General features: G+C 73.3%; 20 protein-coding genes. 15 read left to right on the top strand and 5 right to left on the bottom strand.

From position 1 onward, the window contains the following. Positions 1–30 precede the first annotated feature (30 nt). The gene (locus MXD95_RS24470) at positions 31–960 is read left to right on the top strand and encodes an ROK family glucokinase (protein WP_250643122.1); all 930 of its coding nucleotides are present in this window, start codon (positions 31–33) and stop codon (positions 958–960) included. Positions 961–1,027: 67 nt separating this feature from the next. Here the strand turns inward: MXD95_RS24470 and MXD95_RS24465 are convergent, their stop codons facing one another. The 3 genes from MXD95_RS24465 to MXD95_RS24455 all read right to left on the bottom strand — a co-directional run bounded on the left by MXD95_RS24465 (position 1,028) and on the right by MXD95_RS24455 (position 4,260). Beyond that, positions 1,028–2,281 carry an ornithine cyclodeaminase family domain gene (locus tag MXD95_RS24465; RefSeq protein WP_250643078.1) on the bottom strand — a complete coding sequence of 418 codons (1,254 nt, stop codon included), beginning with the start codon at positions 2,279–2,281 and terminating at the stop codon, positions 1,028–1,030. 208 nt (positions 2,282–2,489) lie between these two features. Beyond that, positions 2,490–3,470, bottom strand: a complete 981-nt coding sequence (locus tag MXD95_RS24460; RefSeq protein ID WP_250643077.1) for a hypothetical protein — start codon at positions 3,468–3,470, stop codon at positions 2,490–2,492. Next, positions 3,463–4,260 (bottom strand): alpha/beta hydrolase, encoded by a 798-nt coding sequence (locus MXD95_RS24455; protein ID WP_250643076.1) that lies wholly within the window; start codon positions 4,258–4,260, stop codon positions 3,463–3,465. Before MXD95_RS24455 ends, MXD95_RS24460 begins: the two co-directional genes overlap by 8 nt. A gap of 621 nt (positions 4,261–4,881) precedes the next feature. Between MXD95_RS24455 and MXD95_RS24450 the strand changes: the two genes are divergently transcribed. The 5 genes from MXD95_RS24450 to MXD95_RS24430 all read left to right on the top strand — a co-directional run bounded on the left by MXD95_RS24450 (position 4,882) and on the right by MXD95_RS24430 (position 10,997). Further along, entirely contained in the window at positions 4,882–5,832 is a 951-nt protein-coding gene (locus MXD95_RS24450; RefSeq protein WP_250643121.1) for a lysophospholipid acyltransferase family protein, read from the top strand. 568 nt (positions 5,833–6,400) lie between these two features. Next, positions 6,401–7,720: a hypothetical protein gene (locus tag MXD95_RS24445; protein WP_250643075.1), complete on the top strand. Its 1,320-nt coding sequence runs from the start codon at positions 6,401–6,403 to the stop codon at positions 7,718–7,720. 4 nt (positions 7,721–7,724) lie between these two features. Then, positions 7,725–8,252, top strand: coding sequence for a polyadenylate-specific 3'-exoribonuclease AS (locus MXD95_RS24440; protein WP_250643074.1), 528 nt, complete (start codon positions 7,725–7,727; stop codon positions 8,250–8,252). A gap of 161 nt (positions 8,253–8,413) precedes the next feature. Beyond that, positions 8,414–9,439, top strand: coding sequence for a 6-phosphofructokinase (locus tag MXD95_RS24435; RefSeq protein WP_250643073.1), 1,026 nt, complete (start codon positions 8,414–8,416; stop codon positions 9,437–9,439). A 169-nt stretch (positions 9,440–9,608) separates the two neighbouring features. Then, on the top strand, positions 9,609–10,997 hold the full coding sequence (locus tag MXD95_RS24430; RefSeq protein ID WP_250643072.1) for a class II 3-deoxy-7-phosphoheptulonate synthase: 1,389 nt from the start codon (positions 9,609–9,611) through the stop codon (positions 10,995–10,997). A 50-nt stretch (positions 10,998–11,047) separates the two neighbouring features. Here the strand turns inward: MXD95_RS24430 and MXD95_RS24425 are convergent, their stop codons facing one another. Then, on the bottom strand, positions 11,048–13,474 hold the full coding sequence (locus tag MXD95_RS24425) for a DUF5667 domain-containing protein (RefSeq protein ID WP_250643071.1): 2,427 nt from the start codon (positions 13,472–13,474) through the stop codon (positions 11,048–11,050). Between the two features lie 156 nt (positions 13,475–13,630). Next, positions 13,631–15,973 (bottom strand): PASTA domain-containing protein, encoded by a 2,343-nt coding sequence (locus MXD95_RS24420; protein ID WP_250643070.1) that lies wholly within the window; start codon positions 15,971–15,973, stop codon positions 13,631–13,633. Between the two features lie 439 nt (positions 15,974–16,412). Between MXD95_RS24420 and MXD95_RS24415 the strand changes: the two genes are divergently transcribed. The 9 genes from MXD95_RS24415 to MXD95_RS24375 all read left to right on the top strand — a co-directional run. After that, entirely contained in the window at positions 16,413–17,237 is an 825-nt protein-coding gene (locus tag MXD95_RS24415; RefSeq protein ID WP_374122130.1) for a thiazole synthase, read from the top strand. After that, positions 17,234–18,430: a 2-iminoacetate synthase ThiH gene (gene thiH, locus MXD95_RS24410; RefSeq protein WP_250643068.1), complete on the top strand. Its 1,197-nt coding sequence runs from the start codon at positions 17,234–17,236 to the stop codon at positions 18,428–18,430. The genes MXD95_RS24415 and thiH overlap by 4 nt, the downstream gene beginning before the upstream one ends. Before the next feature lie 9 nt (positions 18,431–18,439). Next, positions 18,440–19,723 (top strand): NAD(P)/FAD-dependent oxidoreductase, encoded by a 1,284-nt coding sequence (locus MXD95_RS24405; RefSeq protein WP_250643067.1) that lies wholly within the window; start codon positions 18,440–18,442, stop codon positions 19,721–19,723. A 112-nt stretch (positions 19,724–19,835) separates the two neighbouring features. After that, the gene (locus tag MXD95_RS24400) at positions 19,836–21,740 is read left to right on the top strand and encodes a Gfo/Idh/MocA family protein (protein WP_250643066.1); all 1,905 of its coding nucleotides are present in this window, start codon (positions 19,836–19,838) and stop codon (positions 21,738–21,740) included. Between the two features lie 139 nt (positions 21,741–21,879). Beyond that, entirely contained in the window at positions 21,880–22,203 is a 324-nt protein-coding gene (locus MXD95_RS24395) for an Rv2175c family DNA-binding protein (protein ID WP_250643120.1), read from the top strand. Positions 22,204–22,460: 257 nt separating this feature from the next. Next, on the top strand, positions 22,461–22,715 hold the full coding sequence (gene thiS / locus MXD95_RS24390; protein ID WP_250643065.1) for a sulfur carrier protein ThiS: 255 nt from the start codon (positions 22,461–22,463) through the stop codon (positions 22,713–22,715). Beyond that, positions 22,672–23,382, top strand: a complete 711-nt coding sequence (locus MXD95_RS24385; protein WP_250643064.1) for a thiamine phosphate synthase — start codon at positions 22,672–22,674, stop codon at positions 23,380–23,382. The genes thiS and MXD95_RS24385 overlap by 44 nt, the downstream gene beginning before the upstream one ends. A 123-nt stretch (positions 23,383–23,505) precedes the next feature. Beyond that, on the top strand, positions 23,506–23,958 hold the full coding sequence (locus tag MXD95_RS24380) for a lycopene cyclase domain-containing protein (RefSeq protein ID WP_250643063.1): 453 nt from the start codon (positions 23,506–23,508) through the stop codon (positions 23,956–23,958). Further along, positions 23,955–24,354: lycopene cyclase domain-containing protein (locus MXD95_RS24375; RefSeq protein ID WP_250643062.1), on the top strand; the 400-nt coding region annotated here is incomplete at its 3' end. The genes MXD95_RS24380 and MXD95_RS24375, both read left to right, overlap by 4 nt.

Genomic DNA, 24,354 nt, shown 5'->3' with positions numbered 1-24,354 from the left:
GGGCCGGACGACCGCACCGCCGGGCTCACCATCGGCGTGGACGTCGGTGGCACGAAGGTGGCGGCCGGCGTCGTCGACGGTGCCGGCACGATCCTTGCCGCGGTGCGTCGGCCAACTCCGGGACACTCCAGCGAGGAGGTCGCCGACACCATTGCGGCGGTCGTCGCGGAGCTGTCCGCCGAGTTCGATGTCCGGGCGGTCGGGATCGGCGCGGCCGGCTGGATCGATGCCGACCGCTCACGGGTGATCTTCGCGCCGAACCTGGCCTGGCGGGATGAGCCGTTGCGGGACAGGGTGAGCGACCGGGTCGGCCTGCCCGTGGTCGTCGAGAACGACGCCAACGCGACGGCCTGGGCCGAGTACCGGTTCGGCGCCGGCCGCGGCCGGAGTGACCTGATCTGCCTCACCGTCGGCACCGGCATCGGCAGTGGTTTCGTGCTCGGCGGCGAACTGTTCCGCGGCGCGTTCGGGATCGGCGCGGAGACTGGCCACATGCGGCTGGTGTCGGGCGGGCACCTGTGCGGATGCGGCAATCACGGCTGCTGGGAGCAGTACGCGAGTGGCCGCGCGCTGGTTCGCCTCGCCCGGCAGGTCGTCGCCGACGACCCGAGTGCGGCGACCGCGATGCTGGATGCCTGCGGCGGCGACTCCGACCGGCTAACCGGTCCGGATGTCACCGAAGCAGCCCGCAAGGGCGATCCGGCCGCGCTGCACTGCCTCACCGAGGTCGGCCATTGGCTCGGTGAGGGCATGGCAAGCCTGGCCGCGGTTCTCGACCCCGACCGGTTCGTGATCGGCGGCGGCGTCTCCGATGCCGGGGATCTGCTGCTCGGCCCGGCTCGCGCCCGTTTCGCGCGGGTGTTGCCCGGCCGTGGTCACCGGCCGATGGCCGAGGTCGTGGCCGCCGAGCTCGGGGGACAGGCCGGTCTCGTCGGCGCCGCCGACCTGGCCCGTATCTGAGCCGCCCACATCCGAGCCGCCCACATCCGCCGGGCCGCCGCACCTGCGCGGACCTGTTCGTGCAGGGTCAGGCGAGCGTCCCGCCCGGTCCCGGCCGGGCGGGACGGTAGTCGGCGACCAGCTCGACGGCGAGCTGCTCGAGGAACAACCCCGCATCGGCGACCACACCGACGGCGTGCGCGCTGGTGCGTTCGGTCAGCGCGTGCACCGTCGTCGGGTTGACGTCCACGCAGGCCACCGGGATCGATGCCGGCAGGATGTTACCGGTCGCCACCGAGTGCTGCGCCGAGGCGACCATCAGGGCGTAGCCGACGCCGCGCAGCGCGGCGCGCATCGCCCGCTGGCCCTCGACGACGTCGGTGTGGACCTCCGGCAGCGGGCCGTCGTCGCGGACCGAACCGACCAGCACGAAGGTCTTGTTCGCCTTCACCATCGCGTGCATGATTCCCTCGGTCAGCAGGCCGGACTCGACCGCCGCGCGGATCGATCCCTGGCCGCGGATCGCGTTGATCGCCCGGATGTGCTGCTCGCTGCCGCGCTGCACCCGTCCACTGCGCAGCGGGCTGACGCCCAGCGGCGACCCGTACAGCGCGGCCTCGATGTCCAGCGTGGCCAGCGCGTTGCCGGTGAACAGAACATCGAGGTACCCGGCCTCGATCAGCGCGACCAGCGCCGGCGTGGCGCCCGTCGCGGCGATGGCCGGCCCCGCTACCCACAGCACCTGGCCGCCCTCGGCCTTGATCTCGCGGATCTGCCGGGCGATCGCGCGGACCAGCATCGCCTGTGGCTGCCCGGAGCTCGGCAGCGACTCGTACTCGGCGTAGATGCGGCTTGAATGGTCGGTCACCGGCAGGACGACCTTCACTCCGTCCACCCCGCAGACGATCTGGTCGCCGGCCCGAACGTCGGTGACCGGCACCGTGCGGACCCGGCCGCGCGAGACCACCAGGCCGCAGTCCATCTCCGGGTGCTCCACCGGTACCCACTGGCCGTCGAGGTGCACGACGGTCTCGAGGTTCGTGGTCGAGTAAAAGTCCGGCGGGAACACCCCGTCGCGGTCGGCCGGTTCGCACCGCGCCGTGCCCGCATGCACCTTGTTCACCCCGTGCACCTGGACGCGCATGAGAACGCGGCTGAGCCGGCGCTGCGTCTCGGCACCGACCGTGATGACGGCGTGGGACTCGTCGTCGTGGCCGCGCCCGAGGTCGATGCGGTCCACCCGGTAGTCGCCGCCGTAGTCCAGCACGTCGTCGAGGACCTTCGCCAGCACCCCGGTGTCCATGAGGTGCCCGTGCACCTCGACCTGCTCGTGGTAACGCACGCCCAACGCCCTTCTGTTCGGTGCCCCTGCCGTTCGGTGCCGTTCCCGGGAACACCTGCGGGGCGGGGTCGCCGGCCGACGGCCCGCCGTGGTCCGGGCGGGTCGCTGACCGTCGATCCGCGGTGGTCTGGTCTGGGTAGGGGACGGATACTTCCGGCAGCGGCCGCAGGTTCAGCGCGGGCGGACCGCCGGGGCGGCGCGGTGCGGCCTAGAGGACCGCGCCGTCGTCGGGCCCGTCGAGGTCGGTGGGGGGACGCTCGCCCATCCGGGCGACGAGCGTGCCCACGCCGCCGAGGACGAGCAGCACGCCGGCGACGTCCTGGGAGCGGGACTGGCTGAATCCGATCAGGGTGGGGACGACCAGGAAGACCATTCCGAGGGCGATCGAGCCGAGCGCCCAGCGGGTGACCGGCCGCATCCGTGGCAGCGGCGGCGGGGCCGGGGGGACGTAGTGCTCGTCCTCGCTCGGCTCGTGGGCGGCAGCGCCGGACCCGTCGCCGGTGGCGGCCAGATCGATGACGACGATCTCATCGGAGTCGTCGCCGCGCAGGTCGTGCGGGCGCAGGCCGGGCGGCAGGGTCGGCTCGGTGGGACCCGGATCGGTGTGATCCTCGGGCTCGGGCGCGGTACCGGGCCCGAACGGCGGCCGCAGAATGATGATCGTGGGCCGGCGAGGGCCGGCGACGTCCTCCTGCTCCGGCCAGGCGCGCGTCGCCGGCTCGTCGTCGAAGCGGGCGACGAGCTCGAGGAACGCCGCGTCGTCCGCCTCCTGGGAACGCGGCTGCGGCTCGCCCGAGGGAATGGAGGCGCCGGCGGACGCGGCTGGGCCGGGCGGCGGAGCGGCCGTGCCGGACGACGTTGATCCGGACGACGTTGATCCGGACGAGGCTGATCCGGGTGCGCCCCCTGGTGTCGACTTCTGATCCGCCGCCGGCAGTGCGGATGCGCCCGCGGGGGCGCTCTGATCCGCCGCGGGCAGTCCCTTGGCCGACGGTGGTTCGTCGCGCTGCTCCCGGCCTGTTGCCGCGGGGGAGCCCAGGCTCGCATCGGGCATCGGGTCCGCCGCCGGGTTCGCCCCGGCGCCCGTGCTCGGCGCGTCGCCCGCGTCCGGGGCCGCGCCGGCACCCGAGCAGCCGCGGGCTCCCGCGGGCGGCTCGGCCGGGCCGGGCGGTGGCGGGTGCTCAGCCATCGGAGGCCACCGGATCGGGCACGCGGACGGAAGCCGCATGCTGCCGGACGAACTCCAGACTTCCCTGGAAGATTGTTTCCTTGTCGTTGTCGAGCGTGGCCACGTGCCAGCTGTTCGGCAGCAGCCGTTCCTCGATCGGCGCGCGTACGCCGGCCAGCAGCAGGGCGCCGGAGCTTGCCTCGACGACGTGGTCGACAACGCTGCGGTAGGCCAGCACCGGCGAGACGATCCGCCCCAGGTCGGCGCGCGTGACCGCCCACAGCTTGCGCAACGACCCGAACGGGCGCAGCGGCACCCGGTTGTAGCCGACCTCCGGCACACCCGTGGCCTTGACGTCGCCGGCGACACCGGGAATCGCGGGGACGACCCGGCTCAACAGCGGCGCGAGCGCCGCCTGACGGCGTTCCGTCGCCAGGCTCGCGTTGACCGTGACCAAGCCGGCGACCTCGGCACCGTGCTCCTCGGCCAGCCGCAGGGTGAGCGTGCCGCCCATCGACAGGCCCATGACGAACACCTGCTCGCATTCACGCCGCAGGCGCAGGAACTCACCGCGCACCGTCGTGTACCAGTCGGGCCAGGTGGTGGGGACCATGTCCTGCCAGCGAGTACCGTGACCGGGCAACAACGGACAGGCGACGGTGAGACCGGCGGCCGCCAGCGCCTCGCCCCACGGGCGCATGCTGCCCGGCGAGCCGGTGAAGCCGTGGACCAGCAGCACCCCGACCGGCCCGCCCGCGAACGTGAACGGCTCCGCGCCGGGCAGCAGGGACATACCGGTGGAATCCGCCATCGCTTGTCCGCCCTTCGTGCCCTGTGCGACCCCGTGCGACCCGATGCGCGCCGTGACGCGCGGACGGCGCGGAGGAAAACGCCGGTACCCGCATGCTCGCACGGTCCGCGTGTCGAGGCCATGGTCGTCCGTGTCTCATCGATCGGAATGTCTCATCCGTGGGCATCCCGCCACAGATTTCACTACATTCCCGTGAAATTCACCGAGATGCCGAGAGGGAAGTCGTGACGCGGTCGCCCCTTGTTGCGATGATATAGACCTCGGCCCGATGGTGCCCGCCGGATACGGGGAGGAGGAGGCGGCGTGCCAGGGACATCTCCTCGGCCGCGCCTGCCGTGGCACTGTTGTGGATGATCGGGTGGACGTGATGATGTCCGGCTACCTACGCTCAGTGCGGTCTTCCGGCCAGGTCGACGAGCCCGGGGCGCGGCATGAGCTGCGCCGTCTGGGCAGGACCGAGCCGGTCGGCGGACGCCCACGGCCGCGCGCCGCCACGGCGGGTCTCCCGCCCGGTGTCATGCTCGGGTCCGTTGCGGCGTCGTCGGTGCAAGCAATGCGGGCGACCCGGTCCGGGCGCCCTGACAGGGTCGTCTCACGACGGTGACCAGCTGGGAGCTGTCCTTGTTCTACTGGGTGCTCAAGGTGATCCTCACCCCCGTGCTGCGGGTGGTGTGGCGCCCATGGGTCGAGGGTGCCGAGCACATCCCGGCAGAGGGTCCCGCGATCCTGGCCGGGAACCATCTGTCGTTCCTCGATCACTTCTTTCTGCCACTGGTCGTGCCCCGGCGGGTGACCTTCCTCGCCAAGAGCGACTACTTCACCCAGGCCGGCGTCAAAGGCTGGTTCAAGCGCGTGTTCTTCAGCGGTGCGGGTCAGATCCCGATCGACCGCAGTGGCGGCCGGGCCAGCGAGGGTGCGCTGCGTTCCGGCGTGCGGGTGCTGCGGGCGGGCCGGCTGCTCGGCATCTACCCGGAGGGCACGCGCTCGCCCGACGGCCGGCTCTACCGTGGCAAGATCGGTGTGGCCCGGATGGCGCTGGAGGCCGGAGTCCCAGTCATCCCGGTCGCCATGATCGGTACCTTCGAGGCGCAGCCGCCGGGGAAGCTGATCCCGCGGGCCTGCCGGGTCGGAATGCGGGTCGGCCCGCCGCTGGACTTCTCCCGGTATGCGGAGATGGCCGACGACCGATTTGTGTTGCGTTCGGTCACCGACCAGATCATGTACGAGCTGATGGCTCTTTCCGGCCAGGAATACGTTGATATGTACGCGAAGCGCGCAAAAGAGGAAATCACCGCGGCGCGTACGGCCGCGGCCTCGCCGCCCAGCGTGGCTCCGGCATCGGTCGGCGGTGCGACGCTCTCCCCGTCCGCGGCCTCCCAGCCCGCGGCGGGTGAGGCCGGCCCCGGCGAGCGCGCCGGCACGGGTGGGCCCCCCGCCGGCCTGCCGGGTACCGGTACGCCGCTGGCCGCGACCGCGCTGGCCGACCGGGTTGACCGGGTTGACTGGGCGGGCCGCGGCGCCGCTGGCCGGACGGCAACGGCGGCGGACGACGCCGCCGACCGCGCGGTCTGATCGGCAGCGGCCAGCCGCGGGCCGTCCGGTTCCTGTTCGCCTGGGCGGTCTGAGCGCCTTGGACGCGACACGGCAGGATGGGGATGTGCGTGGTGACTGCGCTACCGCGCCGGGAGCGGCCGATCGGGCGGATGCACGCCTGTACGGTCCAACACCGGCCCTGACCCACATCCTGCGGGCACGCGTCGTCCAAACGGACGGTGTCCACCCGGACGGATCACGACTCGACGATCTCCCTCCCGGTGATCCACAACCCGGCGCTGTCCGGCTCGGCGGCCTGCGGCCTGGCGGCGGTCAGCGGCCTGGCGCTGCTCCGCCTGGCGCATCGCGGCCGGTCCGGACCGCGCGCCGGGTCGGCCGGCGTGGCCGGGGCCCCAAGCTGCTTGTTTCCGTCGCCATCCTGGGCGTGCTGATGGCGGCCGCGGCCCCCGTCGCCTGGGCCGTTCCATCGACTGCTGGGTCCACACTGACGGCAGCGTCCGCGCCGGCGTCCGGCGCGGGAGTGCCGGCCGTCGCCGGTGGGGGAGAACCCGCGGCGACTGGCTCGACCGGAGCTGCCGGCGCGCCGGTGAACACGGTCGGACGCGTCGGTCCCTATCTGACGGACGACGCGCGGCGGGTGGTCGTCGTGCGGGGCATGTCGCTGCCCGCCGGTGTGACGCCGTCGGCGCAGGATCTCCAGACCTGGATCGGGTACGGCTATACCGGTGTCCGGCTGGCGGTTCCGGTGGCCGCCGGTGGGCGGGTCCCGACGGTCGCGGGCTGGCCGCGGCCCGGCCCGTCCACGGACGCGGCCGCCGCGGATCCCGGTCTCGACCAGGCCGCCCGGCTCACCCGGATGCTCACCGACCGCGGGCTGCGGGTCGTGCTGCGCCTGGTGCCGTCGACGCCGGGCCGGCGACTGTCCGATGCCACGGTGCGGGCCGGCCTGGCCGCACTCGCCGGGCGGTTTCGCGCCGAGCCGGGCCTGCTCGGCTACGAGGTTCCCGCCGGGACGTCCGGCGGCCAGGCACTGTCCGACATCGTCGCGGCCCTTGATCCGTACCACCTCGTGTGGCAGGAAGGCCCGGCGCCGTTCGACCCGTCCGCCGCCGTCGCCGTCAACGACCAGACCGGATATCTCACCGGCTGGAAGGACGCCGCGCCCGCCACCCTGGAGGCGCTGGCCGCGACGGCCGACAGCTTCGGCCTGAGCTGGTTCTACGACCCGCCGGACGGACGGGGCGGCACCCAGGGCGGCACCCAGGGCGGCGTGGTGGGCACTGCCGGCCCGTCGGTCCCGGCGGCATCGCCGCACCTCGTCCGGCCCTATCCCGAGGCGGTGGCCGGCATCCCCGACCTGCTGCGCTACAACGCGGCCGGCGGGCTGACCCTGGGCCTGCGGCCGATCGCCCGCTCCGGCACGACGTCGTCCGGGGGTGCGCTGGCCGCCGGAACCGCGACGGCGATCAGCGTTCCGGCCTGGTCCTACCCGAGTGGCTACCGGGTGACCGTGACGGGTGGTCGGGTGACCTCCCCGGCTGGTTCCGGCCTGCTGTGCGTGGTGGCCTCGCCCGGCGCGGCGCGGGTGGAGATCCGGGTGGTCCCGACGTCGGCCGGCCCGCACGTCCAGATGCCACGCAATGCCGGTGCCGCCGGCTGCGACACCAGCGGCGGGGCCGGTGCCGGCACGTCCGCGGCCGGCACGTCCGGCGTGAACGGGGCCTCCGCCGACGGCAACGACTACTCCGGTCCGCTGCTGTGGGCCCTGCCGCTCGCCGGGGCGGCGGGGGCGACGGCGCTGCTCGCCGCCGTCCTGCGGCCCTGGCGGCGTGGCACCCGCCGTTCGCGGGCGGACGGGCCCATGCCGTACGCGCCGGATACGTCCGCGCCGGTCGGAGGAGACTGAGCCGGTGGCGACCCGTTTCTTCTACGACACCGAGTTCATCGAGCGGCGCGAGGCCGGCTATCTCTGGCTGGACCTGGTCAGCATCGGCATCGTCAGCGAGGATGGCGAGCGGCGCTACTACGCCGTGTCGACCGAGTTCGACCCCGCCTTCGCGGTGCCCTGGGTCCGTCGCCACGTGCTCGACCAGCTTCCGCCGCCTGCGGATCCGGCCTGGCGGTCCCGGGCCCGGATCCGGGATGACCTCGTCGAGCTGCTCACCGGCGACGGCGCACCTGAGCTCTGGGCCTGGTACGGCGCGTACGACCATGTCGCCCTCTGCCAGCTCTTCGGGACGATGACGGATCTGCCGTCCCGGATGCCCCGGTTCACCCGGGACCTGCGCCAGCTGTGGGAGGAGCTTGGCCGTCCGCCGCTTCCGCCGCCGCCCGCCAACGCCCACGACGCCCTCGCCGACGCGCTGCACAACCTTGCCCGCTGGGAGGTCCTCGCCCCGCTGCGGCCGTCCACCGCCAGGTCCTCATCCCGAGCTTGAATGTAATTATCTCGCCACGCCTGGTGAATACATGGCGCTCTGTGTTTGCCCGACTGCCGTTAGGCTGCCTCCGGCGCGCGCGGGCACATCCGTGCACCGCCGGCGTGACCACAACACGATGGGCGTTGTGGCCGCGATATGAGCGAGGTGGGGAGGGCGCGATGAGGATCGGCGTTCTGACCGGCGGTGGTGACTGCCCGGGGCTCAACGCGGTGATCCGGGCGGTGGTCCGCAAGGGCGAGGGGGTGTACGGGCACCGGTTCGTCGGCTACCGGGACGGCTGGCGAGGGCCGTTGACCGGCGACACCGTGCCGCTGGACACCGCCGCGGTCCGCGGGATCCTGCCGCGGGGGGGCACGATCCTCGGATCGAGCCGGACCAATCCGTACGCCGCGGTGGACGGGCCCGACCTCATCCGGAAGAACCTGGCCGAGGCCGGCGTCGACGCGCTCATCGCCATCGGTGGCGAGGACACCCTGGGAGTTGCCGCCCAGCTGCACGCCGAGGGGGTACCGGTGGTCGGCGTCCCGAAGACGATCGACAACGACCTGTCCGCCACCGACTACACCTTCGGATTCGACACGGCGGTGAACATCGCCACCGAGGCGGTCGATCGCCTGCACACCACCGCCGAAAGCCACCACCGCGTCCTCATCGTCGAGGTGATGGGTCGGCACGCCGGCTGGATCGCCCTGCACAGCGGCATGGCCGGCGGCGCGAACGTCATCCTCATCCCCGAGCGGCCCTTCGATCTCGACAAGGTGTGCGCGCTCGTCGAGTCCCGGTTCGCCACCCACTACTCGCCGATCATCGTCGTCGCCGAGGGGGCGACCCCCATCGCGGGCACGATGGCCGCCAAGGACGCCGAGCTGGACGCGTTCGGCCACGTCCGTCTGCAGGGCATCGCCGCGGTCCTGGAAACCGAGATCCGTGGACGCACCGGCCGGGATGCCCGCGCCACGGTCCTCGGCCACCTGCAGCGGGGCGGCACGCCGAGTGCGTTCGACCGCTGGCTGGCGACCCGCTTCGGCCTGCACGCCATCGACGCGGTGCACGAGGGTGAGACAGGCGTGATGGTTGCCCTGCACGGCACCCGTATCGACCGCGTTCCGCTCGCCGAGGGCACTCGCGAGCTCAAGACCGTACCCGAGGAGCTCTACGCCGAGGCAGAGGTCTTCTTCGGCTGACCTCGCTGGTGTGGGCGGGACGGCCGGCGGCGCGGGCGGCCAGTCGCCGCGGGACAGGGGAATGTGGCGAACGGGTATGCGAGGTATGTGAAGTCGGAGGTGCGACATCCGCCAAAACATCGGGAGTGCTGGTGTGCTCACGTGTCCGCCGCCCGTACCCTGGTGACTCGTGAGCGCTTTGGACGTCTGGCGGACCCTTCCGGCCAAGCAGCAGCCGTCGTGGCCCGATCCGGTGGAGCTGCGGGCCGCCGCAAGCCAGCTTGCGGGCCTCCCGCCGCTGGTCACAGCGCCGGAGGTCCGGTCGCTGACCGACCGCCTGGCGATGGTCGCCCGGGGCGAGGCATTTCTGCTCCAGGGCGGGGACTGCGCCGAGACGTTCGCCGCGAACACGGCCAACAAGATCCGCGACAAGGTGAAGACCCTGCTGCAGATGGCGGTGGTGCTCACCTACGGCGCGAGCACGCCGGTGGTGAAGGTCGCCCGCATCGCCGGCCAGTACGCCAAGCCCCGCTCGGCGGACATCGAGTCGAGCACCGGCCTGCCGTCCTACCGGGGGGACGCCGTCAACGACATCGCGGCCACCGCCGCCGCCCGCCGGCCGGACCCGATGCGGATGGTCCAGTCGTACCACCAGAGCGCGGTCGCGCTGAACCTGGTGCGCGCGTTCGCCACCGGTGGCTTCGCCGACCTCTCGAAGGTCCACGAGTGGAACAAGGCCTTCGTGCGCGACTCGGCCGCGGGCCGCCGCTACGAGGTGATGGCCACCAACATCGACCGGGCGCTCGCGTTCATGGCCGCCTGCGGCATCGACCTGGACCGCACCGCGGCGCTCACCGGCGTGGAGCTGTTCACCAGCCACGAGGGCCTCCTGCTCGAGTACGAGCGTGCCCTGACCCGGGTGGAGGACGCCACCGGCGACCCCTACGATCTGTCCGCCCACATGATCTGGATCGGCGAGCGGACCCGCGACCTCGACGGCGCCCATGTCGATCTGCTCTCCCGGGTAGGCAACCCGATCGCCTGCAAGATCGGCCCGAAGGCCAGCCCCGACGAGGTGCTCGAGCTCGCCGTGCGGCTCAACCCGCGGCACATCCCCGGCCGCCTCACCCTGATCTCCCGGATGGGCGTCGGCCGGGTCCGCGACGCGCTGCCGCCCATCATCGAGAAGGTGAACGCCTCGGGCCCGCCGGTGGTCTGGTCCTGCGACCCGATGCACGGCAACACCCGCGACGTCGGCGGGGTGAAGACCCGCCACTTCGACGACGTGCTCGACGAGGTCTTCGGTTTCTTCGAGGTGCACAAGGCTCTGGGCACCCACCCCGGCGGCCTGCACATCGAGCTGACCGGTGAGAACGTCACCGAGTGCCTCGGCGGCGCCGAGCTGATCGGCGAGGATGACCTCGGTGGCCGGTACGAGACGGCCTGCGACCCGCGGCTCAACACCAGCCAGGCGCTGGAACTGGCCTTCCTCGTGGCCGAGATGCTGCAGCATGCCCGCGGCGAGCGGGCCGCCGCGCTCACCGGCCCGGCCGCGTCGGCACCACGCTTCGCCAGCTGAGCCGTGCCGCCGCCACGGGTGCGCCCGTGGCGGCGGCACGAAGCGCCGGATCAGCGGCCCGGCCCAGTCCCGTCGCGCTGTCCTGACTCGGGGGCGTCCGTCGGGCTGGATGTCATCGCTGCCTGAGTTCCGGTGGGCTCGGCCCCCGCGTCGGTGGCGCCGGTGATGCGGGTCGTGTCGGCTACGCCGGCCGCGAGGTTCGTGGCCGGCGGGCTCGAGGCGGCAGCCGCCTCCGTCGCGCCAGTCACAGGTGTGTCACTCGCTGCGAGTTCCGTGCTCGCTGTACGCGCCGGGTGTGCGGTGGGTGTCGGGCTCGCCGTGGGTGCGGCGCTCATGGGGGGAGCCGTCGCGGGGTCGCTACCGGGCGTGGCGGTTGATGCGGGTGCCGAACTGGTGCCGTCCGTGGCTGACGGGCCGGCGGTCGCCGCGGCGCGGGCCGGGCTGTCCGCCGCTGAGCGGGCTGTGCCGGTCGGCGGCGTCACGGTTTTGGCGGGCGTGCCGGCGGCCCGCGCCGATCCCGCCGGGGCCGATGGCCTGCCGACCGAGGACGGTCCGGTGGCCCGTGACGCATCCACGCCCGGTGCATCGCCGGTAGGCGCTCCGGCGGTGGCGGATGGCGGGGCCGTGGCGGTCTGGCTGGCCGGGGCCGACGGGTTCGCGGTGGCCGCCCCGCCGCCCGACCCCGGCACGGGTGGCCGGCTCGAAGCCGGCACGGCCAGAGCCGAGGGCGCCGCGATCGACGGAGCCGAGGCCGACGGGGCCGGGGTCGGTGGTCCGGACGGAAGGCTGTCCGCGGGCCCGCCGCGGGCGGGCGCATCGAGGTCGGGCGCATCGAGGTCGGGCGTGGTGTGGTGGCCGGGCGAGGCCGGGCCGGAGCCGAGGAGGGAATGGTCGGGGGCGCTGCGCCCGGTATGGGAGTGACCATCGTGCGTCCGCACGCTGTCCGGCGGGTTCGGCCCCAGCTCCCGGCGGAACTCGGAGATGAGACCGAGTGCCGCCCGGGCGGCACCCTTCGTGCCGGGAGGCAGCTCGATCAGGATCGAGGAGAGGCTTCTCGCCTGGCTGGCGGTGAAGGACGCCATGGTCCGCCAGGCATCGAGATTGCCGGCGTCCGCCCGGGCAAGCAGTACCTGGGAGGCCGCGTGGGCCTGCGTGCACCAGGCCCAGAGCAGGTTGTTGACCGTGGTGGCATCCGGTGGGCGCTCCGCTGATGCCCGATGCCCGGCGCCCGCGGGCAGCGCGGAGGCCGGAGATTCGGGCGCTGGCGGTGGCGCCGCCGGTGGTGGCGATGCTGATGGCGGTGGCGTGAGGGGCGCGGCCGAGATGCCCGTCGGCGACGGGAGGCGGAGCGGGCCCGGCGGGCCGGCGGTCGCCATCGCGTCGACCGGCGCCGATGGGGGTGGCGCCGAGCGACGCGGGGCCGAGGGGAACGGCACCGGCAGGAAGGGCACCGATGCAGGCGGCGCCGATCGCGGTCGCGGGCGGGCCGACAGGGCGGCCGGCAGGCCGCCGGGCGGAATCGTGCCCTCATCGGCGGCGGCCGGCCGGCCGCTCGTCGCTGATGAGCCGGGGCCTGGCGTCGGGTTCGGGCCGGCGCTTCGGGTGCGGCGGTGGCCGGGTGTGGCGCTCTGGCCGTCCGCCCGCCCTGGCGGCCCGCCGCCGGTGATCGAGCGAAGTTCGGACATCCGGACGCCCGCGACGTCCAGGCGGGTCTTGGCGCGGGCGACCGGGTCCCGTTCCAGGGACACCTGGAGGTTCTCGACTCGCCGTTTGACGCTGTAGAGCGGTTCACCCGGCAGGGCGTCGCGCGCGCTCAGCGCGAGCGCGATCACCGCGACTGTGACGCTCAGCCCGGCGGCCAGCAGCGCGCGGGCGACGCGGGGCACGGCAATCGGATGGCGCCCGGCTCGTGGGCGTCGTGACCAGTAGGAACGGGGATGCCGAACCCCGGCGTACGGCGGGCGGTCCCGCGGCCCGACGAGGCGTGGGTGAGACGTGCTGCCTGCCCCGGGAACGGGGGCCTGACCTGTCGGGATGGGGTCGGCGAGAGCCACATTGGCGAGGGCGGCGAGCAGTTGGGCGCGCATCGCCTCGCGGCTGGCCGGGTCCAACTGTGGACGGGGCAGGTCCCGGGCGGTGTCGACCAGAGCGAGGATCCGGGTCTCCTGCGGCCCGGACGCCGGGATGCTGCCGTCCAGCACGGCAGCGAGGTGATCGGCGGCTGCCCGGCCGACCGGACGGTGGCCGAGGAAGCGGCGGCCCGTGAGCTGGCGGCTGGCAAGTCGTCGGCTGGTAAGTCGCTGGACGATGAGCCTGCGGCCGGTGAGCGGGCTGGGGGCGCAGGCGTCGAGGGAGCCGCGGGCAGGGAGGCAGGCGGTGCGGGGACGGCGTGGGTACCAGCGGCGGCCGCGGGTGTCACGGTCCGCGGGCGGCATCTCCCCGTCGGGTTCCCGGTCGCGCCCACGTACTGCCCTCACGTCCTCTCCCCGGGGCCGATCAGGACGCCGGTGCTGCTGGGCTCGAGACGGCTGGCTGCCTGCGCCCGCCGTCCCGAGCCCGCCGTCCCGAGCCCGCTCGGACCTGCCGACGTCGGGTCGGCCGCGTCTCCGCAACCCGACACCCCCGCCTGGCTTTTAGTTACCCCACGACCACACAGTGTTGACCCGTACTGTACTCCCTCTTTCGATCTTGGAGCCTGCCCGGGGTGACTGGGCGACCACACGGTCGTTGTTCGAGCCGAACAGGCCGTTGCGAGCGATCTTCAGGCCCAGCTGGCTCAACGCGTTGTCCGCGTCGTGATAGCTGGCACCTACCAGGCGGGGCACCGTGACCTGCACGCCACTGCCGTCGCCGCCGTCATCGCCGCCGTCATCGCCGCCTTTGTTGGAGTCGTCGGAAGGGGTGGCGACGGTCAGGGTGACCTTGCTGTTGGGTGCGATCGGCTGCCCCACCTGCGGGTCCGAGCCGACGACGGTGTCGGGTGCGCTGCTGTCGGTCACGACCACCGCGCGCTGCACGGCGACGCCACTGATGCCGAGCGAATCGATCTCCGCCTTCGCGGCGTCGTACGGCTTTCCGATGATGTCTGCCGGCATCTGCTTGGCGTCCGGGCCGGTGGACATGACGAGCACGACGTTGCTGCGTGGCTGCACGGTCGAGTTGACCGCCGGGTTCGTGGAGATCACGTGGCCGGCCGGGATGGTGTCGTTGGCCTGGTTGCTCAGACCGCCCATGACGAGGCCCACCGCGGTCAGCCGCGCGGCGGCCTGCTCCTGGGTGAGGTTGGCCAGGTCCGGGACGTGGACGGTCGCCGGCCCCGAGCTCAGCCGCAGCGTGACCGTGTCACCCTTGCTGATCCGCGTGCCGTCCGTCGGATCCTGCGTGGCGATGCTGCCCGCCGGCACCGTAGCGCTGCTCACCGGATCGAGATAGGACCATTTCAGGCCGGCGTCCCGCAGCGTGGTCTCGGCGTCGGTCTTGCTGAGCCCGGTCAGCAGCGGGGCCTCGGGCTTGGTCCCGGACAGCGCGTGCAGGACGAGAGCGCCGAGTAGCAACAGCGCGACCGCCGCCACTCCGACGGCCCAGGGCAGGTGGCGGCGCCAGCCGGGGCTGCCCGCCGCCGCCCGCCGCCGGGTGCGCGGCACGCCCGGATGGCCCGCGGCCAGCGCCGCGTCGCTGGAGTCGCCCGGACCGCGGGTCCCCACCCCGGCCGGTGACAGAGCGGCGTGACCAAGCCGCGTACGGTCGCCGCCGCCGCCGGTATGCCCAGCACCAGAATGACCGGGCTCCGCTATCGGCCCCTCGAACCTGGTCCAGTCGTGGGCAGGATTCTCGACCCGGGTGGCGTCGTGCCCCGGGACGTCCAGCCTGGTGGCGTCGGAACCGGGGGTGTCGAAGATCAGGTTGGATGCCGCGCCGCCCTGCCGCGGAGGATTCAGCCCCTCGGCAGCGTGATCCATGGCGGCGGTGTCGGTGTTCCCCGGGGGGTATTGGTGGCTGGACCCGGCCACGCCGCGCGGATCGCCGCCGGGCCCGGCGGCGAAGGTGGGGGCTGGGGACATCAGGCCGATCCGCTGGACCTCGCCGGTGAAACCGGTGGAGTACTCCTGGTGCGCGGGCAGGAAGGGCTCGATGCGCAGCAGTTCGTCGAGCAGAGTCGCGCCGTCGGAGGGGCGGCGGTCCGGGTCGCGGGCGGTCGCCCGCAGCACGAGTGCGTCCAGCTCCGGCGGGATCCCGCGGACCACGGTGGAGGGTGCGGGCACGTCGCCGTGGACGGACTGGTAGGCCATGGACATCGGCGTTGCCCCACTGTGGGGTAGCTGGCCGGTCAGCATCTCGAACAGCATCACGCCCGCGGCGTAGACGTCGCTGCGGGTGTCGGCCGTGCCATCGGTGACCTGCTCGGGGGCGAGGTAGCCGACCGTGCCCATGACCACACCGTCGGACAGCGCCTGGGAGGGCTGGCCGAGCGGACGGGCCAGGCCGAAATCGGCGACCTTCACCTGGCCGTCGTCGCCGAGCAGGATGTTCTCGGGCTTGATGTCGCGATGGATGATCTTTGTGTCGTGCGCGAAGGCGAGGGCCTCGAACACCGGCTCGATGATCTCGACGGCCTCGGTCACGGGCAGTGGCCCGCGGGTGCCGAGGTGCTGGCGCAGCGAGCGGCCGCGCACCAGCTCCATCACCAGATAGTTGACCAACCCGGTGGGGCCGTGATCGGCGCCCTGGTCGAGCACGGATACGACCCGCGGGGTGTTCAGCCGGGCGACGGCCCGGGCCTCGCGGTGGAACCGGCTGACGAACTCGGGGTCGTGGTTGAGGTTGGGATGCATGACCTTGAGCGCGACCAGGCGGTCGAGCCGGTTGTCGTGGGCGACGTAGACCGTCGCCATTCCGCCGACGGCGATGCGCTCCTGCGCCGTGTAGCGGCCGTCGAGAAGTCGACCGATTACAGGGTCGGCGACGGTGGCATCCACGAGAGCTAGTTTACGATCGCGTCTGAACGGCGTTGCTACCGGACGCCATGAGCTGATACACCCGATTTGCCCGTGGCGGTCGCGGCATCACCAGGCGCATTTGCCGCATTACTGCTGGTGGGTCGGGCCGCCGGGAATGGCATGTGCCCCCAGAGCTGGCCGCTGTCCGCGTCCTGTGGGCGTCCGTTTTCCCCCCGATTGCGGGTGGCCAGGCGATCGACCCCGCTGTCTCGCCTGGCCTCGACTAGACTTGTGGCAGCTCCGGGGAGCCTGCGGACGTGGGCTGAGAGGCCGGCCAGGACAGCCGTCGGCGACCCGCACACCCGATCGCGGTCATGCGCGCGTGGGGAGGATGATCATTGTGCCGCAGCGTCAGGCCGGGTCGCGGACTGCCGCCGAGCCCACGGCGTCAGTCGGTGACCAGGCAGCGGACGATCTTGTGATTGCCGGTCGGTCGTTTCGTAGCCGGCTGCTGGTGGGCACCGGGAAGTTCGCCGCGCACGAGGTGATGCGCGCGAGCCTGCTCGCCTCCGGCGCGCAGATCGTCACCGTCGCGTTGCGTCGGGTCGATCTCGACCGGCTCGGCGAGGGTGACGTGCTCGACTTCGTTCCCGCGGGGATGACCCTGCTGCCCAACACCTCCGGCGCGGTGGACGCCCCTGAGGCTGTGCGCCTGGCCCGCCTCGGCCGGGCCGCCACGGGTACGGGCCTGGTCAAGCTCGAGGTCACCCCGGACCCGCGCACCCTCGCGCCCGATCCGATCGAGACGCTGCGCGCCGCCGAACTGCTCGTCGCCGAGGGATTCACCGTCCTGCCGTACTGCTCGGCGGACCCGGTGCTCGCCCGACGCCTGGAGGAGGCCGGCTGCGCCACGATCATGCCGCTGGGCAGCTGGATCGGTTCCAACCGCGGGCTGCGGACCAGGGACGCGATCGAGGCGATCGTCGCCGGTGCCGGCGTGCCGGTGGTCGTCGACGCCGGCCTCGGCGTGCCGTCGGACGCCGCCGAGGCGATGGAGCTCGGGGCGGACGCCGTTCTCGTCAACACGGCGATCGCGGTCGCGGCGGACCCGGTGGTGATGGCCCGCGCCTTCGCGCTCGCGACCGTCGCCGGCCGGCTCGGCTTCCTGGCCGGGCGCGCCGAGGCCGGGCCGTCGTCAGCGGGGACCGCGTCATCCCCGCTGACCGGTTTCCTTGGCGCCCCTGCGACACCGACACCGACACCGGCAGCAGCACCGGCACCGGCACCCGTGGCGGGCGGGTGAGCGCGCCGCCGGGCCAGTTCGCCCGCGAGCTTGCCGGTCTGGATCTCGCCGGGCTCGCCGAGCGCTCCCGGTCGACGAGCCGAGCGCAGGTCGACGCGCTGCTGCGCCGGGTGGCGCCAGCGGCGGCCGATCCCGGCCGGCCCGCACCGGCGCACAGCGTCCTGAACCTTGCGGACCTCGCCGTCGCACTGTCGCCGGTGGCGGGGGAGCGGCTCGAGGAGCTGGCCCGCGCGGCCCGGGCCACCACCCTGCGCCGGTTCGGCCGGGCGGTGCGGCTGTTCGCGCCGCTGTACGTGTCCAACGCCTGCCTGTCGTCCTGCACCTACTGCGGGTTCGCCAAGGGGCTGCCGGTCGTGCGGCGCACGCTCGACGTCGACGAGGTCGAGGCCGAGGGGCGGCTGCTGGCCGAGCGTGGTTTCCGTCACCTGCTGCTGGTGTCGGGCGAGCACCGGATCGAGGTGTCCGCCGACTATCTCGTCGCCGTCGTCGAGCGGCTGCGCCCGCTGTTCCCGTCCCTGTCGATCGAGACCCAGACCTGGTCGGACGACACCTACGCCCGGCTGGTGCGCGCGGGGCTCGAGGGGGTCGTGCATTACCAGGAGACCTACGACCGCGCCCGGTATGCGGCGGTGCACGTCTCCGGCTGGAAGCGTGACTACGACCGGCGGCTGTCGTCGTTCGAGCGGGCCGCGTCCGCCGGGGCGCGGCGGCTCGGGATCGGCGCGCTGCTCGGTCTCGGCCCGGACTGGCGGGCTGACGTGCTCGCGCTCGGCGCGCACGCCGCGTTCCTCTCCCGGCGGTACTGGCGCACCGAGGTGTCGGTGGCGCTGCCCCGGATGAAGCCGTCGGCGAGCGGTCTGGCGCCACTGGTCGAGGTCGGCGACGCCGAGTTCGTCCAGGCCTATTCCGCGCTGCGGCTGTTCGGCCCGGATCTCGCGTTGTCGCTGTCCACCCGCGAGCCGCCGCCGATGCGCGACGGGCTGGTCCGGATCGCGGTGACGACGATGAGCGCCGGGTCATCCACGGAACCCGGTGGATACGCCGCTCCGGGCACCGCCGGAGAACAGTTCTCGATCTCGGACGAGCGTTCCCCCGCCGAGATCGACGCGATGCTGGTAGCGGCCGGATATGAGCCGGTGTGGAAGGACGCCTTCCCACTCTATGGCGAGAATCTCGCAGTGCGGTCGTACTAAGCTGCGCCGATGCAACGAATCGTCATTGTCGGCGCTGGTATGGCGGGTGGCCGGGCGGCCGTGGAGCTGCGTCGGCGCGGCTTCGAGGGCGACGTCGTCCTGGTCGGCGCCGAGGCGCACCTGCCCTATGACCGCCCGCCGCTGTCAAAGGCCGTGCTGACCGGCAGGAGCGACGACACCACCCTGCCGCTGGCGCTCGACGGCGTCGAGGTGATCACCGGACGCCGGGCCACCGGCCTGCGGCCCGGCACGATCGAGACCGACGCCGGCCCGCTGGCATATGACGGGCTGGTGCTGGCCACCGGCTCCGACCCGATCCCACTGCCCGGCGACGGGCCGGTCCGCGTGCTGCGCACCATCGACGACGCCCGCGGGCTGCGTGCGGCGCTGCGTCCGGGGCTGCGTCTGGTCATCGTCGGTGCCGGCTGGATCGGCGCCGAGGTGGCGACGACGGCCGTCGCCGCCGGCGCCGAGGTCACGGTGGTGGAGGCGGCGGACACCCCGCTGCGCGCCGCGCTCGGCCCCGAGATCGGGGCCCGCACCATCGACTGGTACGCCCGCGCCGGGGTCAAGCTGCGCCTGGGCGTCTCGGTCGAGCGGACGACCGCGGCGGGTCTGGAACTGACCGGCGGGGAACTGCTGCCCGCCGACGAGATCCTCGTCGGCATCGGGGCCCGCCCGGACCTGGGCTGGCTCGAGAACAGCGGCCTCGCCCTGGACCGCGGCATCGTCGTCGACGAGTACCTCGCCGCCCGCTGGTCGGGTGCCAAGGGGGGTGCCTCCGACGGGCCGCCGGTGGTCGCGGTCGGCGACTGTGCCGCCTGGTGGTCACGTCGGTACGGTCAGCGGCTTCGGGTCGAGCACTGGGACTGTGCCCAGCACTCCCCGTCGGTGGCCGCGGTGACGCTGCTGCGCGCCGCCGGGCTCGGTGCGGACGCCACCGGGGACGGTGGACCGGACGGCCCGGCGCAGGCCCCGGTGTACGACCCGGTGCCGTACTTCTGGTCGGAGCAGTTCGGCCGGATGATCCAGTATGCCGGGCGCGGCGGCCCGGACGACGAGCTGGTCTGGCGGGGCGACCCGAGCGAGCCGCCGCTGCCCGAAGGCACCCGTCCGCCGGGCTGGTCGGCGGGCTGGTTCGCCCCGGACGGTCAGCTGCGCGCGCTGGTCACCGTCGGCCGGCCAATGGACATGGCAGCCGGCCGCCGGCTCATGCTCGCGGGCGGTGGCGTGGACCAGAAGAGATTCAGTGACCTTTCGGTGACGATGAAGGAGCTTGTTGCCGCGGGTTGATTACGCCTGATTCGTGGACCGGCCCGCGCGGAATCGACACAATCGCGCGGAGGCCGGTTCACCGATCGACCCGAATGACGACAACAACGCCTAACGCACTAGAGTGCCAAAGGTGCCCCGCATTCACCTGGTGTCGAACCTGCCCGGTGTAAACGCGCTCGGCGACCATCTGCGCGCGGCGGGCCTCGGCCCGACCTCGGCCCGGTCCGCCGACGCGTTGCTCGTCCTCATCGACCGGCCGCTCGATCATGTCGAACAGGACCTGCTCGACCGGGTCCGGCAGTCCGTGCCCGTCCTGCTCGCCGGCCCGACGGTGCGCGCGCTGCCACCGGGGAGCCCGCTGGTGGAGGCCTCCGGGCTCACCCCAGGCCGGGTTCTGCCGCCGCACGAGCTGCGTCTGCTCCCCGGACCGCACGGCGGCGCGCTGATGGCCCGCGCACCGCGGTTCGTCCCGCGGGAGACCTGGGTGATCCCGGAGAAGGTCGCCGACGACGTCGAACGGCTCATCCTGGTGCGCCATGAGCTCGCCGAGCTGCCGATCTGCACCTGGCGGCCCAGCTCGGGTCTGGGGATGTTCACGTTGGGCACCAGCGCGGCGATCCTTGGCGATCCCCTCTACCACCGGCTGGTCGGCCGGTGGCTGCGGCACTGCCTCGGCGTCCTCGACGGTCCACCGGCCGTCGTCGGCCTGCTCGGTACCCCTGACACCGCGGCCGGCCACCGTCTGGCCGCCCTGGCCACCGAGGGGCTGGCCCTGACCGTGGTGTGTGACGGTCTCTCGGCTCGGCCGCCCGGGTCGGCCGCATCCCACCTGCCGCGTCGCGTCGACGACCCGGATGACCTGGTGAACGATCCCGAGCTCGACGTCGTGGTGGTGGCCACCCCGCACCACACCCATCTCGAATGGGCCGTCCGGGCGCTCGAAGCCGACAAGCACGTCATCGTCCAGGCTCCCCTGTGCCTGGCACCCGCCGACGCCGACCAGCTCGCCGAGCTCGCCGCCGCGCGCTCCCGGCTGCTCGCGGTCGCCCCCGCCGGCCTCACCGACCCGGGGTTCGAGACGCTGGCAGCCACGTTGCGCCGCGGGGCCGTCGGCGAGCCGCTGCGGCTCGAGGCGCACCGCGGCGGCCTGCGGCGTCCCGCCGGCAGCTGGCATGACGACGCCCGGGTCAGCGGCGGCCAGCTCTTCGCCCGGGCTACCGATGCCATCGAGCAGATCCTGGCCCTCGTGGACGGGCCGGTCGAGCGGGTCGGTGCCTCGACGATCAAACGGGTCTGGCATCACGTCAGCAACGCCGACCACACCGACCTGCACCTGCGGTTCGCCAGCGGCGCGCAGGCCCAGATCACCGTCTCCGACCTCACCGTCCTGCCCCGCCCGCCGCTGGAGGTCCTCGGCACCACCGGCACGCTCGTCCTGGACGCCCGGCCCGCCCCCGGCGGTGCGTCCGGCGCCGGATTCTGGGCCGCCGGCGCGGTCCTGCCCGGGGTGGCACCGGCGGACTGGGTGGCACCGGCGGCCGAGCCCGCGCCGCGGCCGGGCTTCCTGACCGGTCCAGGCCCGGTGGCGGGGCCTGGTAGCCCGGCCGAGCTGGCGTCCGGCCATGCGCACGCGTCGGCGGCGGCCCACGGCCCCGCCGCCGCGGGCCAGGGCTGCGATCTGCCCTTCGGGCAGGCTCGCATCGACGGCCTGGACCCCGTATATCCCCTGGTGGGGGCGGGTGGCCCTGCGGGCTTCGGCGGGGTCGGCGCCGTGCCCGCCTCCGGCGGTGGTGCCGTCCTGCTCGTCACCATGGACGGGGTCCACACCCGTTTCCCGATTCCTGTCTGGGCTGGTGGATGGGCGGATCCCGCCGGCCCGTTGGCCGCGTTCTACCGCGCCGTGGCGGATCGGCTGGTGTCCGGATGGCCGATGACGCCGGACCACGGCATCGAGACTGCCCGTCCGGTCGTGGCCGTGCTGGCGGCGGCCGCACGGTCGGTGGCCTCCGGCGGGGAGCTGGTCACGCCGGACTGACTCCACTGACCTCGGACTCGGACTTCGGTACCCTCGGTCGCCGCGTCTGCGAGCCACCGGGCCAAACCCGCCGAGGTCAGGGCGCTTGCGGCGAATGCGGGATGGGACGTCGCCGGGGCTTGGGTGTTTACTGTTGACCATGGATTGGCTGACCCTGCCCGACGCCGCGGAACTGCTGCGGATCCCCGTGACCAGAGTCCGGCAGATGGTGCGTGAGCGGACGTTGCTGGCCCGCCGGGAGGACGGTGTCCTGCGGATACCGGCGGAGTTCATCCAGGACGGCGCGGTGGTCAAAGGTCTGCCAGGCCTGCTCGTCGTGTTGGCCGACGCTGGCTTCACCGATGACGAGGCACTGGAATGGATCTTCCGGGAGGACCCGACCCTGCCGGGCACCCCGGCCCAGGCGCTGGCTGAGAACCGCGGCAAGGAGGTCAAGCGTCGGGCGCAGGCGCTCGCGTTCTGAGCTGAGCGCGTCGCAGCCAGGGGGGCGCCAGGGCGTTCTGGGCTTCCCGAGCATGCTGGGCTTTCCCAGGTGTGCGGAGCTGGCCGTGCCAGGTGGGCTGGCGGGAAGGGCTCCCGCGGGTGTGGTGACTCCCGTAGGGTCGGTGTATGGCCGATCGTCCGCCACGTGAGTCGGTGCGCACTGGTGAGTCGGTGCGCGCTGCTCAGTCGGCGCGCCCTGCTCAGTCCGTATCGGGGTTGCCATCGAGGCCGCCGTCCGTGGCCGTGCGGGGCTCGCACTCACCGTCCGTGCCCACGGGTGGGCCGGCGTCCGGCGTGGTCGTCGTCAATGGCGTGCGTCGGGCTGTTCGGGCCGGGCAGGCGCTCAGCGAGCTGCTGATCGAGCTCGGGCTGCGGCCGGGGTCGGTCGTGGTCGAGCGCAACGGCGCCGCTCTCACTCCCACCGAGGCCGCCACGACCCGGCTGGCCGATGGCGACGTACTGGAGATCGTCCGTGCCGTCGCCGGAGGATGACCCGCGGGCCGACCGGCGCCGTCGGCTGGCTGAAGCGCGGCTCTATCTGTGCACGCCCCGGCGGGCTGAGCTTCGGCCCTTCCTCGACGCCGTGATCGGCCCGCCGCGGCGCGGTGGTGTCGATCTCATCCAGCTGCGGGAGAAGGCGCTGGAGTGGTCCGACGAGCTGCACGCGCTGCGGGAGATCCAGGCGGCCGGTGCCGGGCGGAGCACGCTGGTCAGCGTGAACGACCGGGCTGATCTCGCCGCGTTCGCCGGGGTCGATGTGCTGCACGTGGGGCAGGATGACGTGCCGCCGGCGTTCGCCCGGCGGATCGTCGGGCCGGACGTGCTCATCGGTCAGTCCACGCACAGCCCGCAGGAGTTCCTCGTCGCGCTGGCCGATCCGGAGGTCGACTACGTATGCGTCGGCCCGGTGCACGCGACCCCGACGAAACAGGGCCGGCCCCCGGTCGGGCTCGGTCTGCCTCGGCTGGCGGCCCGGCACGCGCCGCCGTTCGAGGAGGGGGCCAAACCATGGTTCGTCACCGGTGGCGTCGCACTGGACACGTTGGATGACATTCTGGCGACCGGGGCGCGTCGGGTCGTGGTGGTGCGCGCCCTGACCGCCGCTTTCGACCCCGGCGCGGTCGCCGCCCAGCTCGCCAGCCGGCTGCGTGCAGTCTGAGGCCTGCCTGCCTGCCTGCCCGCCGCCTGCCCGCCCGCTTCGGCCGACCGCGCCGCGGCCAGCTGAGTTCCGGCAGCCGTACCGTCGCCGGTTCGCGCCGGCCGGCCGAGGCCTGGAGGTCCGATGCGCCACCTTGCCTACCTGGCGGTGCTGGCCGGCTGCCTGCTGGGCACGGCACCGTTGGAACTGCTGCTCGGTACCCGGGTGTACTCCCGGCCGCGCCGCCTGATCCTCACCCTGCTGCCGGTCCTGGTCGTCTTCGTCGGCTGGGATGTCTACGCGATCTCCGCCGGGCAGTGGACGTTCGATCCCCGTCACGTCACCGGTATCCGGCTGCCCGGCCGGCTGCCCCTGGACGAGGTCCTGTTCTTCATCGTCGTCCCGGTCTGCGCGATCCTGACCCTCGAGGCGGTGCGGGTCGTGCGTGGCTGGACCGTCGGCGACGAGTCGCCGGACGAGTGCGCCGACCCGACTGACGGACCGGGTGGGACGGGTAGTTCCGGTGGTGCGAACGTAGCTGGTGCTGGTGCTGGTGCTGGTGCTGGTGCTGGTGGCGGGGCGGGTGAGGTGGGGTGAGTTACACGGCCCTGGCGGTGGTGGGCGTTGTGGCGGCGGTGGTCGCGGATCTGTGGGTCCTGCGCACGCGGCTGGTGCGCCGACGGATCTTCTGGGTGTCGTACGCGATCGTCATCTGCGGGCAGCTTGCGGCGAACGGCCTGCTGACGGGGTTGCGCATCGTCCGGTACGACCCGGGGACCATCCTCGGGCCGAGGGTCGTCTTCGCCCCGGTCGAGGACCTGCTGTTCGGCTTCGCCCTGATCACCTGGACGCTCACCTGGTGGGTCTGGTGGGGCCGCCGGCTGAGCCGTGGGGGGGGGGGGGGGGGGCGGGCGGGGGGGGGGGGGGGGGCGGGGGGGCGGGGGGCCCGGGGGGGGGGGGGGGGGGGGGGGTTTGTTTTTAAAAAAAAAAAAC

It is taken from the genome of Frankia sp. AiPa1 (assembly GCF_023243075.1).
In the GTDB taxonomy this organism is placed as follows: Bacteria; Actinomycetota; Actinomycetes; order Frankiales; family Frankiaceae; genus Frankia.
The sequence above is the reverse complement of the archived record's forward strand: the minus strand, read 5'-3'. Positions and strand labels throughout refer to the sequence as shown.

Excerpts from the sequence above, each read along its gene's own strand:
- MXD95_RS24460 (WP_250643077.1), bottom strand. The coding sequence starts at position 3,470 with ATGGCTGAGCACCCGCCACCGCCCGGCCCGGCCGAGCCGCCCGCGGGA.
- MXD95_RS24455 (WP_250643076.1), bottom strand. The coding sequence starts at position 4,260 with ATGGCGGATTCCACCGGTATGTCCCTGCTGCCCGGCGCGGAGCCGTTC.
- MXD95_RS24395 (WP_250643120.1), top strand. The coding sequence starts at position 21,880 with ATGGATTGGCTGACCCTGCCCGACGCCGCGGAACTGCTGCGGATCCCC.
- MXD95_RS24380 (WP_250643063.1), top strand. The coding sequence starts at position 23,506 with ATGCGCCACCTTGCCTACCTGGCGGTGCTGGCCGGCTGCCTGCTGGGC.
- MXD95_RS24385 (WP_250643064.1), top strand. The coding sequence starts at position 22,672 with ATGGCGACGTACTGGAGATCGTCCGTGCCGTCGCCGGAGGATGACCCG.
- MXD95_RS24435 (WP_250643073.1), top strand. The coding sequence starts at position 8,414 with ATGAGGATCGGCGTTCTGACCGGCGGTGGTGACTGCCCGGGGCTCAAC.
- MXD95_RS24405 (WP_250643067.1), top strand. The coding sequence starts at position 18,440 with ATGCAACGAATCGTCATTGTCGGCGCTGGTATGGCGGGTGGCCGGGCG.